At 57.6% G+C, this 13309-nt stretch carries 7 protein-coding genes and 2 pseudogenes; 7 read left to right on the forward strand and 2 right to left on the reverse strand.

Annotated features, from left to right (window positions below; translation table 11 throughout):
* Positions 1–108: 108 nt before the first annotated feature.
* The 7 genes and pseudogenes from JZ655_RS10570 to JZ655_RS10600 form a co-directional block, all read left to right on the forward strand.
* Positions 109–1323: a diguanylate phosphodiesterase gene (locus JZ655_RS10570; RefSeq protein ID WP_207293792.1), complete on the forward strand. Its 1215-nt coding sequence runs from the start codon at positions 109–111 to the stop codon at positions 1321–1323.
* 187 nt (positions 1324–1510) lie between these two features.
* Positions 1511–3301, forward strand: a complete 1791-nt coding sequence (treZ, locus tag JZ655_RS10575) for a malto-oligosyltrehalose trehalohydrolase (protein WP_207291721.1) — start codon at positions 1511–1513, stop codon at positions 3299–3301.
* Complete coding sequence (treY, locus tag JZ655_RS10580) at positions 3298–5796, forward strand: malto-oligosyltrehalose synthase (protein WP_207291722.1); 2499 nt, start codon at positions 3298–3300, stop codon at positions 5794–5796. The genes treZ and treY overlap by 4 nt, the downstream gene beginning before the upstream one ends.
* Before the next feature lie 23 nt (positions 5797–5819).
* The gene (glgX, locus tag JZ655_RS10585; protein ID WP_207291723.1) at positions 5820–7895 is read left to right on the forward strand and encodes a glycogen debranching protein GlgX; all 2076 of its coding nucleotides are present in this window, start codon (positions 5820–5822) and stop codon (positions 7893–7895) included.
* Positions 7896–8014: 119 nt separating this feature from the next.
* Positions 8015–8683 carry a YaaW family protein gene (locus tag JZ655_RS10590; protein WP_207291724.1) on the forward strand — a complete coding sequence of 223 codons (669 nt, stop codon included), beginning with the start codon at positions 8015–8017 and terminating at the stop codon, positions 8681–8683.
* Complete coding sequence (locus JZ655_RS10595; protein WP_207291725.1) at positions 8680–9621, forward strand: hypothetical protein; 942 nt, start codon at positions 8680–8682, stop codon at positions 9619–9621. Before JZ655_RS10590 ends, JZ655_RS10595 begins: the two co-directional genes overlap by 4 nt.
* A pseudogene (locus JZ655_RS10600) lies at positions 9603–10244 on the forward strand (AraC family transcriptional regulator); the annotation flags it as partial. The gene JZ655_RS10595 and the pseudogene JZ655_RS10600, both read left to right, overlap by 19 nt.
* Here the strand turns inward: JZ655_RS10600 and leuA are convergent.
* A pseudogene (leuA, locus tag JZ655_RS10605) lies at positions 10241–11899 on the reverse strand (2-isopropylmalate synthase). The pseudogenes JZ655_RS10600 and leuA sit on opposite strands and share 4 nt — an antisense overlap.
* Before the next feature lie 98 nt (positions 11900–11997).
* Complete coding sequence (locus JZ655_RS10610; RefSeq protein WP_207291727.1) at positions 11998–13305, reverse strand: glycoside hydrolase family 10-like protein; 1308 nt, start codon at positions 13303–13305, stop codon at positions 11998–12000.
* Positions 13306–13309 lie beyond the last annotated feature (4 nt).

The following is a 13309-nucleotide window of genomic DNA, read 5'->3' on the forward strand; positions in this document are numbered from 1 at the left end:
GTCAGAATATGTATAATTCACAGGCCGCAACGATATCTTTAGTAGCACAATATGAAGTATGCTAAACAATAGCTTATAACAACATTTCACCGACCGGGACCCATTGCTGTGCTGACTACACTTATCTACCGAAGCCAGTTAAATTCCTCCTGCGAATTGTTATCTATCACCGCTTTGATTGAAAAAGCGAAGCACAGCAATGTGAAGTTGGGTGTCACCGGTATTTTGCTCTTTAACGGTACGGAATTTTTGCAAATTCTCGAGGGGGCAGAAGAGACCGTCGATACGCTTTTCAAGACCATCCGGGACGACAGGCGGCACCATAGCGTGGTGGAGCTGATGCGCGATTATGGCCCGCGTCGTCGTTTTGAAAACGTGGGAATGTTGCTTTTCGATCTGCGCGTTGATATGCCGAAATCCATCCTGACCTCCGTGCTGAGCTACAGCAAAATAGAACGCTATCTGGCTTCGGAAGATCGGGTTTTCAAATTCATTCAGCAATTTATTAGCAAAACTCAGCGGCCAGAGCCTGCCGCGACCTCGTCTCCTGAACGGTGGACACTCACCCAGGAGCAGGCCCCCTTTGGCCCGCCGCGGGGTGAGCTGATCGATAACCAGATGTGCCAGTTCGCCCTGCAGCCGATTGTCGAGCCTGGTGAAGGAAAAATCTCCTCGCTGGAAGCCCTGATCCGCAGTAATGACGGAGGCAGCCCGGAGCGCTTTTTCAGCGCTATCGACAGCGATAAAGTTTACGAAGTGGATCTGCAAACCAAAGCGTATGCCTTCGCGCTGGCCGAAAAAATTGGTATTGGCGATCATAAAATCGCCATCAATCTGCTGCCGATGTCGCTGGTAAATGTGCCCGGCGCGGTGGAATTTTTGATGGAGCAGATCCTGCGCCATGGTCTGGTGCCGGAGCAGGTGGTCATTGAGGTGACGGAGAACGAGATGATCTCCGGTTTCAATCAGTTTAATAGCGCGATCAAACAGCTGCGGGCCGCCGGTATCGGTCTGGCTATCGATGATTTTGGTTCGGGTTACGCGGGGCTGTCCCTGCTGACCCGTTTCCAGCCCGATAAAATCAAGATCGACCGCGAGATTGTCAGCAATATTCACCTCAGCGGCCCGAAACAGGCGATCGTGAAATCTATCGTCAGCTGCTGCGCCGACCTGGGCATCACCCTGGTGGCCGAAGGAATTGAGAAGATGGAAGAGTGGTGCTGGCTGGAAACGGCCGGGATTAAGCGCTTCCAGGGCTTCCTCTTCGCCCGCCCACAGCTTAACGGCGTGGGTACCATCAACTGGCCACACATCGCCTCCTGAACCCTTCCCCTGGCGGGGCCTCCCCGCCACCTGTTAATTGTTCGCACACCCGCCACAGCACAGCGCTAACCTGGTCTATAGTTTATCTTCGTGCGCTAAGCATTCACGTCATGTTACGGCTTTTCTCCTCCGCGTAACCATCCAGTTAAGCAGCCCAGGGGCAGTTCGGGTAAAACGAGGTGATCGTATGCAGTCAGAACAGGTATCAAAACAGTGGGGTGCCGTTCGTCTGGAAACAGGCGCGGTGCGTTTCAGGCTGTGGGCCAGCGGCCAACAGCAGATGACATTGCGGGTTGAAGGGCACGATTATCCCATGCAGACAGCGGGGGATGGCTGGTTTGACATCACCCTGAACGACCTTCCTGCCGGGGCCAATTATCAGTATGTGCTTGCAGATGGCACCGCGTTGCCAGACCCGGCATCGCGTGCGCAGCAGGGGGATGTTCATGGCCCGTCACAGGTGGTCGATCCCCATAGCTACGTCTGGCAATACCCGGAGTGGCAAGGCCGCCCGTGGGAAGAGACGGTGGTCTACGAGCTTCATATCGGCACCTTTACGCCTCAGGGCACCTTTCGCAGTGCCATCAGTAAACTGCCATACCTGGCAGAGCTGGGGATCACTCAGATAGAGGTGATGCCGGTCTCCCAGACAGGGGGCAACCGCAACTGGGGCTACGATGGCGTCCTGCTTTACGCGCCGCACAGCGCGTACGGTACGCCGGACGATTTCAAAGCCTTTATCGACGCCGCTCACGGGCTGGGTATATCCGTGGTGCTGGATATTGTGCTCAACCATTTTGGCCCTGAAGGCAACTACCTGCCGAGATTATCCCCGGACTTTTTCCACCCGGATCGCATGACGCCCTGGGGCAATGGTATCGCCTATGATCTGGACCCGGTCCGGGCGTTTATCATCGGCCTACCGCTCTACTGGCTAAGTGAATATCGCCTCGATGGGCTGCGCTTTGATGCCATTGACCATATCGAAGACAGTCGCCAGCCGCACGTGCTGGAAGAGATCGCGACACGTATTCGCGAAACCATTACCGACCGGCCGATCCATCTGACCACGGAAGATAGCCGCAACGGTATCGATCTGCATCCCCGGGATGAGCGCGGGCAACCGCCGCTGTTTACCGCGGAATGGAATGATGATCTGCATAACGCCCTGCATGTCTTTGCGACCGGTGAAACTCACGCTTACTACGAAGATTTCGCCGATGCGCCAGAGGTGTGGCTTGCCCGCGCGCTGACCGAGGGGTTTGCCTATCAGGGGGAGGTGTCGCCGCACAGTGGGAAACCGCGCGGAGTGAATAGCCGTAATCAGCCGCCGCTGGCCTTTGTCGATTTTATTCAGAACCACGATCAGGTAGGCAACCGTGCCCAGGGTGAGCGGTTAATTACGCTTGCGGGTGCGGAGCGCACCAGGGTGCTGCTGGCCATGTTGCTGCTCTCTCCACACATTCCGCTGCTGTTTATGGGGGAAGAGTACGGCGAAACCCATCCGTTCCTGTTCTTTACCGATTTCCATGGCGATCTGGCCCGGGCGGTGCGGGAAGGGCGGGCGAAAGAGTTTGCCGGCCATACGGGCCACGACGGAGAGGATGTTCCCGATCCTAACGCGCTGACCACCTTTACCGCTTCGCAGCTTGACTGGCAGAAACTGACCAGTGAGAGCGGTAAATCCTGGCTACGCTTTACCCGCCAGCTGCTGCTGTTGCGCCAGCAGGCGATTGTTCCTTTACTGACAGGCGCACAGGCGTGCCAGGGGAAAGTCCTGCACACCGCACCTGGCTATATCGCCGTCTGCTGGCACTTTGCGCAGGGCACGCTCTCCCTGGCGCTGAATGTCAGCGACCGCACGCTGCCCGCGCCTGAGCTGCCGGGTAACACGCTGTTTGTCTGGCCTGAAGGCGCCGGCGCGCTGACGCCAAATTCGATTATTGTCTGTTTTGCTGAGGGAGAAGCCTGCCGATGATTCCCGTATCGACCTGGCGTATTCAGTTTCGTAATGGCATGACTTTCGATCGTGCCGTCAGTCTGGTGCCTTATCTGCAGCAACTGGGTATCAGCCATCTCTATGCTTCACCGATTTTTACCGCCGCCAGCGGATCCACTCACGGCTACGACGTGACGGACGTAAACGAAATCGATCCGGCCATCGGTGGCCGGACAGGGTTCGAGCGGTTGGTTAGCGCCCTGAAAGAGGCGGGTATTGGGCTGATTCTGGATATTGTGCCCAACCATATGTCCACCTCGCTGGAGAACCCCTGGTGGCGGGATGTGATTGAGTACGGCGAGCAGAGCCGTTACGCCCACCACTTCGATATCGACTGGTCGCGCCGCCTGACTCTGCCTTTCCTGGGGGATGATTTTGACAAGGTGGTGGCCCAGGGGGATATCACCATTCAGCGCGACCCCCATACTGGCCGCCCCGCGCTGGCCTATTTTGAAAACTTCTACCCCCTGACGCCTGCCAGCTGGGCAGGGCGCGAGGAGGAGGTACTGAGCCTGTCCGATCCCGAGGGCATTACCCGGCTTCATGAGCAGCAGCCCTGGCGGCTCAGCAGCTGGCGCGATGCGGCGTCAGATCTCTCCTGGCGGCGATTCTTTGAAATTACCGGCCTGGTCGGCGTTCGGGTTGAAGATCCCGCCGTCTTTGATGACTGCCATGCGCTGATTCTGGCCCTGGTCCGCGCTGGCGCGGTGGACGGGCTGCGGGTGGATCATGTGGACGGTCTGGCCGATCCGAAAGGTTATCTGGAGCGTCTGCGCCAGGAGGCGGGGGCGGAGTGCTACATCACCGTCGAGAAGATCCTCGGCAAAGGGGAGCATCTGCCTGCCGACTGGCCCATCTCGGGCACAACAGGATATGAATTTATCGCCTCGCTAGCGGAAGTGCTGGTGGATGATGAAAAGATGGATACCCTGCGTCAGGCCTGGGACGAGGTAGTGGGTAAAACCTCCGATCCTCATGCCGAACTGCGCGCTGCCCGCCGGCTGATGGTGGATCGTAATTTTGCCGGCGAGTTTGCCACCCTGTTAGGGCTGGCTAACGTTATCGCCTGCGACGAGCCGCAGCAGCCCGACGAAGAGACGTTGCGCCATGCGCTGCGCGAGCTGCTGTTAGCCTTCCCGGTCTACCGCACCTACGGCACCGAAGCGGGGTTGCCCCCGGCGGATCTGCGCCTGTTGCAGCAGGTCATCGCGCAGGTCGATGCCGATGCGCAGGCGCTGGATCTGCTTACCCGAATCATGACCGGTGCGGTGGTGAATCAGGCCCAGGCGAACAGCTTCCGCACCCGCTTCCAGCAACTTACCGGGCCGTTAATGGCCAAATCAGTGGAAGATACTCTCTTTTTCCGCCAGAACATGGGGCTGGCGCTGAATGAAGTCGGCGCCGAACCGGTGCCGCGGGGCTTTTCGCTGACCCGTTTTCATCAGGAGATGGCGACCCGTCGTGAACGTCAACCCGATGCGCTCTCCGGCACCTCTACTCACGATACCAAGCGCGGGGAAGATGCCCGTGCTCGCCTCTATACTCTGACCGAAGCCCCCACTCAGTGGGCCGAAGGCGTGGCGCGCTGGCGGCAAATGAACCAGACGCATGTTCGTTTCTTGAATGACGGGACGGCGCCGAAAGCCGCCGATACCTGGATGCTCTATCAGGCGCTGGCCGGCGTCTGGCCGCCTGCGCTGAGGCCGGATGATCACGCCGGGCTGAAGGCGCTGGAGACGCGTTTCCTGGAGTTTGTGGAAAAAGCCCTGCGCGAAGCCAAGCTTCGTACCGACTGGGTGGATAGCAACGAAGCCTACGAAACGGTGGTGCTGGAGTATGCCCGCCATCTGCTCAGCGCCGAGAATCAGACCTTCTTAACGGATTTCTGCGATTCACTGCAGCCCTTTATTCGCGCCGGGCTGGTCAACAGCCTGAGCCAGACGCTGATCAAACTTACCGCGCCAGGCGTACCGGACATCTACCAGGGCAGCGAAGCCCTCAATTTCAGCCTCGTCGACCCCGACAACCGCCGTGAGCCCGATTATCCCCGGTTGGCGCAGCAGCTACGCGACGCAGATCGGAACGTGTTTAACCAGGAAGCCAGCTGGCGCAGCGGCCAGGTTAATCAGTTCGTAACCGCCACACTGTTACGTTTACGCCAGGACAAACCGGCGCTCTTCCGCCGGGGTGACTATGTGGCGCTGATTACCCACGGCGAACAGGCAGAGAAGGCCATCGCCTTTGCCCGCACCGACGGCAACGACGCGGTGATTGTTGTCGCCCCCCGGCTGGTTTTTGCCGCCGCCAGCTATACCGGCGCCGCGTTATGGCCCGAGACTTCCGTCGCGTTGCCTGAGCCTCTGGCCGGACGCCGTTATCGGGATCTCTTTACAGAAGAGGTGTTCGCCCTCAACGACACCCTTGAATTAGCCTCTGCACAGTGGTGCTGGCGGGTACTGGTCGCCTGCGACTGAGCGTGTTACACATGGAGATAAGCATGCCAAACGGTAATCATTTCGACATTCAGGCAGGGTCCAGCCATCAGTTAGGGGCCAATTACGACGGAAAAGGTGTCAATTTTGCGATTTTTTCTGCACATGCCGAGCGCATTGAGCTCTGCCTGTACGATCCCAGCGGTAAAACGGAGATTGCCCGGCTGGAGCTACCCGAGTTCACCCACGAGGTGTGGCACGGCTATGTCCCGGATCTTCAGCCCGGGGCGCTGTATGGCTATCGCGTTTACGGCCCTTACGATCCTGAAAACGGGCACCGTTTTAATCCCAACAAACTCTTAATCGACCCCTACGCGCGGGAACTGGTGGGCGAGCTTCAGTGGGACCCGTCCCACTTCGCCTATGAACTGGGCCATGACGAGCTGGATCTGAGCTTCGATACCCGCGATAGCGCGCCATTCACTCCAAAATGTCGGGTCATCGACCCCAACGCCTTCGACTGGCAGGATAACAACCGTCCGGCGGTGCCCTGGCCCCATACGGTGCTGTACGAAACCCACGTGAAAGGCTTTACCCAGCTTAACCCGGCCATTCCTGAGGCGCTGCGTGGCACGTTTGAAGGGATGGGGCATCAGGCCTCGGTCGACTACATCAAAAGCCTGGGCATTACCTCCGTCGAGCTGATGCCGGTGCACTGGTTCCCCCACGATCAACATCTGCTTGATAAAGGGCTGAAGAATTTCTGGGGCTATAACACCCTGGGCTTCTTCGCCCTGACGCCGCACTATTACGGCCCACGGGGAATGCAGGGTTTTCGTGAGATGGTTCGCGCTTATCATGACGCGGGCATCGAGGTGATTCTGGATGTGGTTTATAACCATACCGCAGAGGGCAATGAACTGGGTCCAACGCTGTCGTTCAAGGGCATTGATAACTTCGCCTATTACCGCACGCTGCCGGATCAGCACCGCTATTACATTAATGACACCGGGACCGGTAATACCGTAAACACCTCGCACCCCCGGGTACTGCAGATGGTGATGGACTCCCTGCGCTACTGGGCGGACGCCATGCACATCGACGGTTTCCGTTTTGACCTGGGCACCATTCTGGGCCGCGAGCCGCAGGGCTTCGATCCGCGTGGCGGCTTCTTTGACGCCATTATGCAGGATCCGCAGCTCTCTAAACTGAAGCTGATTGGTGAGCCCTGGGATATCGGCCCCGGCGGATATCAGGTTGGCGGATTCCCGCCGGGCTGGGGAGAATGGAACGACAAATACCGCGATACGGTGCGTGAGTACTGGCGCGGGGATAATGTCTCTTCCGATTTTGCCGCACGGCTACTGGGCTCCGGCGATCTGTACGATCAGCATGGTCGCCGCCCGTGGGCGAGCATCAACTTTGTTACGGCCCATGACGGATTTACCCTCAACGACCTGGTGTCGTACAACGACAAACACAACGAGGATAACGGCGAAGACAATAACGACGGCCACAATGATAACCGCTCCTGCAATTACGGTGCCGAAGGGCCGAGCGAAGACGAAGCCATTAATGCCGTGCGCGAACAGCAAAAACGTAATTTCCTCACCTCGTTGTTTGTGTCGCATGGCACCCCGATGCTGCTGGCCGGGGATGAGTTTGGCCGCAGTCAGATGGGTAACAATAATGGTTACTGCCAGGACAGCGAGATCTCCTGGGTTCACTGGGAAAACCTGCCGCCGAGCGCCGATGCGTTGCGGGAATTTACCCGCAAGCTTATTCAGCTGCGCGCGGAGCAACCCTTATTACGCAGAGAAAACTGGCGCGACGGGCTGGAGATCCACTGGTTTAACCCTGACGGCGGGCCACAGCAAGATGAGCACTGGGATGCCAGCGCCACGCTCGGTGTCGTCATCAGCCGCCCGGATCTCCAGCGCGAAGAGGGCGTGTGGCACGATGTATTGATGCTGTTTAATCCGTTAACAGAAGAGGTGACATTCCAGCTCCCGCGCCTCGACGACAACGACTGGATGCTGCAACTATCGACTGCCGGTGAAAACCCGTCATCACCGACGCAGGAAGACCAGACGGTCTGGCAACTGGCCGCTCGCAGTATCACCCTCTTTAGCAAATCCTGAAGCCTCCTGAGAGCCAGTTAACGCTGGCTCTGCTTTTCATCTCATTGATTCCTTGACGTTATGCTTGCTTTGAGTAGCATTCTCACCATCAATCACACAGCAAAGCAGAAACTACAAAAATGAAAAGCATCGATTTTGCCCGTAACGATCAGGATCTTTATCCGCTATTGCAGCAGGCAAGTGAACAGGAGAAGGCATTTCTGGCCGAGGTGATAGCGAGTAAGCGATCCGCCGATATCAGTAAAGAAGAACGTGACCCGTTGAAACTGACCATTGAGCTGCAAAGCATGGGAGGCGATACGGTGATGAATCTGTTCCGCCGACGCGGGGTGAATTACCGTGAAATCGTCTGCGATGTTGCGGAGAAAGTCGGTGCCAAAGTCGATATGAAAAGCGACCTGATTAAAATCGAAGAGAAAATTGCCGAGAAAGTGATTGCCGATTATAAAGCCAAACTTTCAGATAGCGAACGTGAAGCTTTTGAACAGGTATTGCGGGAAAGCCTGGACGACCAAAAAATGTTAACCGACGCCAAAAACGCCGCCGCCCGAAGCCTGCTGGGTATGACCCCGGCGCTCATGGCTGTCGGCACCTTTATTTTGCGTCGCGGTGTGGTTGCTGCGATACCGGTCGCCGGACAGTTTATTGGCGTGCTCACCGGCGTGGCAGGGGTGCTGTTTGCCTTCACCGGCACCGCCTACAGCGTGACCATCCCGGCAGTACTGATTATTGGCAGTATTCGTTCACGTCTGGCTGCAGAAAACTATGCCAGTGAGATCGACCTATGATTTTTTCAGTGATTCTTGAACGTGCTCTACCGCTGACGGCAGACATTATTGCCCGTATTGAATCCGGGGAGCTAAAAATTCATGGCGGCACTATTCGCGATGTTGCAGGTAAGATCGTTAAACATCTTATCTTCCCGCAAGAAGGGCAGCCTGGTCAAAAAAGCCCGCTGGAGCAGCTTGAAAAACAGCTGGGCCAGAATCATGCAGAGGTAATGGAACAGCTCGCCAGTCAAACGGCTTCGCTTTCAGCGATAAATATCATGTCTGCGCAGCAGACGACCGAGACCCTCGGTCAAAAGCTGGAAGAGATCAGCGAAAAAATTGACGCGCTGGATCACAAGGCCGAGCAACTGCTGGATGAAGCCCGTTTTAGTAAGTTAATCAAAATCAGTGAGATTAAAAGCAGCGCGCTGGCGGCTATTGAAGAGGCACTCTATGCCAACCAGAAGCAGAGCGATCATCAGTTCATTCGCCTGCATATTACCCCGCTGCGCCGGGCGCTGAACGATCTCGATACCCTGCTTAGAAGCATGCTCGACGGGCTCGATAACAAAGCGTTTATCGAGAATGTTCACTTTGTGATGCTGGTGGCGGATCTCAAGAATAAAGCTACCTTTGTGCTCTGCCAGACCCATATTCGTCTTGAAGAGGACGATATCGCCCAGGGATATTTTGCGCGTAATGCGGACTCGAATGCGCTGCTTCGCCATCGTCTGCAAGAGCTGAAAAAAACCGGAGCCCTCAGCCCCCATGTGATCAGTCGCGAAGCGCTGGATATGCTGAAAACAGATGTCGTTAATTTTCGCCAGCTTGAAACACAGTCGGAGATGCTATCCAGTCAGAACACCCTGGCACTGGCGTTAAAAGTGCCTCAACGCCAACTGCTGAATAATCCTTTTGACGCTATTCGTATGCTGGATCCGGGGTGGTGCGGGTAGACACACCGCTCGGCAGTTGGGTGGTGCCGCCTGGGCGGGGGGTCTGGCTACCGGCCGGCACGCGGCATTCGCTGCGGATCACCGGACAGGTGGCGGCGAGAACGCTGTTTATCGATCCGCTGGCGCGGGCTGATTTCCCCGCCAGCTGTCAGATTGTGCAGGTTACGGCGTTGCTGCGGGAGCTGATTGTGGCCTCGCTCGATCTGGCGGAAGCGTACGCACCCGGCAGCCGGGACGAGCGCATTTATGAACTTATTCTCGATGAAATACGCGGCATGTCGGTGCTGCCTTTTGGTCTGGCCGAACCGACCAGTGAGGTGTTGCGCCAGCTCTGCGGGCGTATGCGAGAGTCGCCTGCAGAAGACTGGAGCAGCAGCCGGGCAGCAAAACAGGTGAACATGAGTGAACGTACCCTGAACCGCCATTTCCAGCAGCAAACCCAGCTCACCTGGGGAGAGTGGGTGCGGCGGGCGAAACTGATGGAGGCGTTGATACGGCTGGCGCAGGGGCAGGCGGTACTGACCGTCGCGCTGGAGCTGGGGTATGGCAGCCACAGCGCCTTTACGACCATGTTCCGCAGGGTGATGGGAATATCACCCAGCGACTATTTTCAGGATGGTTAATCGTCCAGCTGCGCTGCATTGAAGAACGCCTGCAGCGACGCACGGGAGATGTCGCTATCAATCCCCACGCCCCAGCGGCTGCTGCCATCGGCAAACAGACAGCGGATATAGGCTACTGAGCGGCTGTCGCTGCGTTCCCCCAGGGTGTGCTCGTGGTAATCTTTAATCACCACCGGCTGCCTGCTGAAGCCCGAGACAGCCTGGGCTGCGGCAGAGAGCAGGCCGTTGCCATATCCTTCAATTTTGCGCTGTTCCCCGGCCACCTGCAGCGTAGCATTCAGCTTTAACTGACCATTCTGCTGGCTTTCGCTTTTATACTCCTTCAGCGCCAGCGGGGGCTGCGGCACCAGCCGGTAACGGGTACGGAACAGTTGCCAGAGGGCGTTGAGCGTCATCTCCCGGCCATGGGCGTCGGTTTCACGCTGTACGTGCTGGCTAAAATCCTGCTGCAATGCGCGCGGGAGCTTCAGACCGTGATTCTGCTCAATCAGCCAGGCGCTGCCGCTTTTCCCGGACTGGCTGTTCACACGGATCACCGCTTCATAGCTGCAGCCAATATCCTGGGGATCGACCGGCAGGTAGGGCATTGCCCAGGGCTGACCGGGCTTACGCGCATCGAAGCCTTTTTTGATCGCATCCTGATGCGAACCGGAAAACGCCGTATAAGCCAGGCTACCGGCCCACGGATGGCGAGGATGCACCGGCAGCTGGTTGCACCGCTCTACGACCTCAACCACCTATTTCATATCATCAAAGCGCAACCCTGGTGGGATACCCTGGCTATAGAGATTCATCGCCAGGGTCACCAGGCAGACATTGCCGGTGCGTTCGCCGTTGCCAAACAGGCAGCCTTCCACGCGATCGGCTCCCGCCATGACCGCCAGCTCGGCGCAGGCGACGCCGGTTCCCCGGTCGTTATGCGGATGTACGCTAATGCAGACATCCTGGCGCCGGGAAAAATGGCGGCAGAAAAATTCAATCTGATCGGCGTAGACATTCGGGGTGCTCACTTCAACCGTCGCCGGCAGATTGATAATCATCGGGCGGTCGGCCGAAGGTTGCCAGATATCCGCCACCGCTTCACAAATCTCCAGCGCAAACTCCGGCTCGGTGAAGCAGAAGGTCTCAGGCGAGTATTCATATTGCCAGTGCGTTTCCGGGTGCTGTTCACACAGCTGGCGGATCTGGCGGGTTGAGCGAGTAGCAAGGGCGATGATGTCCGCTTTCTCCAGGCCGAAGACCAGCTCACGAAACAGCGGGGCAGTGGCGTTATAAAGATGCACCGTGGCGCGTTTCACCCCGCGCAGAGAGTCGAAGGTGCGCAGAATCAAATCTTCCCGCGCCTGGGTTAACACCTGAATGGTGACATCGTCCGGGATCAGTTCGTCTTCAATTAGCTCACGTACGAAGTTGAAGTCAGTTTGCGACGCTGAAGGAAAAGCCACCTCAATCTCTTTGAAGCCGCAGGCCAGCAGTAATTGCCAGAACTGACGTTTGCGCTCGCTGTCCATGGGCTCAGCGAGTGCCTGGTTACCGTCGCGCAGATCCGTAGAGAGCCAGCGCGGGGCCTGGATGATCTGCTGTGATGGCCAGCGGCGATCGGGCAGGTTAAGAGGCGGGAAGGGGCGATATTTCTGTTGCGGGTGACTCAGCATGATCATCTCCTGTGGTTTTCATTCCATTGTGCGCAGGAGAAAAGGGCGCTGCTTTAGCGCCCTGGACAGAGGGTTGTGAGAACTGGACAACCGAAGGGCTAACTGCCCCAGCGGCTGCGTAAATAGCTAACGGCCTGCTGGGCCTGCGGTTGATTGAGGTTGTTTTCGCGAAAGAGGATCGTGCCGCTGATGCCCGGCATCGTGTCGTTCAGATCAAGCTGTTTACGCAGCTCCGGTACGCCGCCGTTGACCGTCCAGTCGGGCTCGTTACGCGACGGTTCGCCCACTTTATAGAGCGCCACGCCGATATAGAGCCGGGTTTTGGTCGGTTTGACTACCTCGGCCCACCATTTTGCCAGCACGTCGTAACGCGCGGCATCGCGGGAAAATGGCCAGTAGATCTGCGGGGCGATGTAATCCAGCAACCCTTGCTGCACCCAGCGACGCGTGTCGGCAAAAGATTCGTCATACGCGGCGGCTCCGCGCGTATCTGACCCGGCGGGATCGTGCGAACGGTTACGCCACACCCCGGCAGGGCTGACGCCGAACATCACGTTAGGGTTGATCTGCTTAATGGTACGCGACACCTGCGCAATCAGTTGCTGGGTGTTATCGCGGCGCCAGTCAGCTTTCGAGGCGAAGGCCTGGCCATATTGCTGCCAGGTTTGTGTATCGTTGAGGGTGGAGCTTTTGGTTTCAGTATAGAAGTAGTCATCGAATTGCACGCCGTCTACCGGATAGCGTTCCACCACTTCGGCCACGATGCTGGTGATCCAGTCCCGCGCTGCGGGTATACCGGGGTCGAGCACCAGGCGGTCGCCGGAGGTGCGAACCCAGTCAGGATGCAGCACATACACGCTGGCCGGATTTTGCGGCAAGGTCCGGCTCAACGCCGTAATGGTGCCCGGTTTCGTATTGGTGGTAACCCGATACGGGTTGAACCACGCATGCACTTTGATTCCGCGCTTGTGTGCTTCATCGATCATAAACTTCAGGGGATCGTAGCCCGGATCCTGGCCAATGGTGCCCGTCAGCATATCTGACCAGGGCAGAATTTGAGATGGCCACAGGGCGGTGCCGTCCGGTTTGACCTGGAAGAAGACGGTGTTGATGCCGAGGCTTTTGAGGTTGTCCAGCTTGGTGATTAATGCCTGCTGCTGCAGTCGAATGCGCAGCGCGGGGCTGCTGACATTTACCGATTTTACCGGCGGCCAGTCGAGACGAGAGACCGTGGCCAGCCAGACGCCACGCATCGGCTGATTATCCTGCTGACGTTGGTCTGGCACCGGCTGTTTGGCTACTGGCGGCAGCGGGGTGACCAACGATTTTGGCGGCTCAGAGGCACAGCTGGCTAACAAAAGGGCGCAGGCGAGCAGCATGCCCGACCGTGTAACGTCTCGCATCATGGCT

The sequence above is a fragment of the Leclercia pneumoniae genome, assembly GCF_017348915.1.
GTDB lineage: Bacteria > Pseudomonadota > Gammaproteobacteria > Enterobacterales > Enterobacteriaceae > Enterobacter > Enterobacter pneumoniae.